The 1,119-nt window shown below is 42.0% G+C and carries 1 protein-coding gene and 1 pseudogene; both read right to left on the bottom strand.

Annotated elements, in window-relative coordinates; genetic code table 11:
- Window positions 1-11 precede the first annotated feature (11 nt).
- Entirely contained in the window at window positions 12-884 is an 873-nt protein-coding gene (locus ACFSYC_RS19595; RefSeq protein WP_377130565.1) for an IS3 family transposase, read from the bottom strand.
- Window positions 885-886: 2 nt separating this feature from the next.
- A pseudogene (locus ACFSYC_RS19590) lies at window positions 887-1,119 on the bottom strand (hypothetical protein); the annotation flags it as partial.

Here is a 1,119-nt window from a genome sequence, read left to right as displayed (position 1 = left end):
CTAAAATAGGTTTACACAATTACGGTTTGAATATTTTTTTCAGGATAGTAGTTTTTCCATTTTCGTTTGATTGTTCCGGTCATCCGGTGAGCTATTTCTGGAGTAAGCATATCGATACTGCTGTGAGGCCTTAAGTTATTATAGATACTAATGGCTTGTTTAATGCTTTGGTGAGCGATATTGATATTATCATAATTCTCCTTTAACAATTCCATTTTAAGTATTCCATTAACTCTTTCAGCTATAGCATTATCACGCGGGTTTCCGCTTTGGGTCATACTGATAGCAATACCTTTGCTTTTTAACAGCCTGGTATAATCCTGACTGCAGTATTGTGTACCCCGGTCTGAATGATGTATCAGTGGCTGTCCGCTCAGCCGGCTTGTTAAGGCCATCCTCAAAGCTTTCAAACAACTGTCCGTAGAAAGATCATGGCTCACTGAAAAGCCAATGATCTTTCGGCTATAGGCATCCGTTACCAGGCTTAAATAAGCAAAGCCTTGTTTAATACGGATATAAGTAATGTCACTCACCCAAAGCTGACCGGGGCGTTCCGCTACCATATCCCTGACCAGATCAGGATACTTCCTAAAGCGATGGGATGAAAAGGTTGTGCGAACACGATATCGTGTTCTGCGCACCAGCAGTCCGTTATCCCTAAGCAACTCAAAGAAAGCATCCCGGCCTATCTCTGGTTGCATCAATGCTAACAGTTTTCTAGTACCTATTCGCGGCTGCAAACGACGATGCTCCATGATTTGCTGTATGAGTGCTTCCTGTGTGAATGCACGTTTCTCTGTTTGACGATTATATTGATAATAAGCTTGTGTGCTGTAACCAAGCAGTCCGCATAACTCGCGTAAGCCCCGCGAGTGTCGTTGTATGCTTATTCCGACTGCCTGGTGCCAGACTTTTTTCTGATGTTAGCACCCAGCTCCTTATCTGCTATATCTATAATATTGTTTAAAAGCTCATTCTTTAAACGCTCTTTGCGCAATAGCGCCTTTAACATCGCTACATCTTCAGGTAGTGATTCCTGAACTGCCTTTTCTTTGAATATTGATTTATGAGATTTCACTATTCGGTAGGCACGGCTATAAGATATACCGTACTTCAATG

The sequence above is a fragment of the Mucilaginibacter antarcticus genome, assembly GCF_042686155.1.
Taxonomy (GTDB): domain Bacteria; phylum Bacteroidota; class Bacteroidia; order Sphingobacteriales; family Sphingobacteriaceae; genus Mucilaginibacter; species Mucilaginibacter antarcticus.
This window is presented reverse-complemented; position numbering and strand designations above follow the sequence as displayed.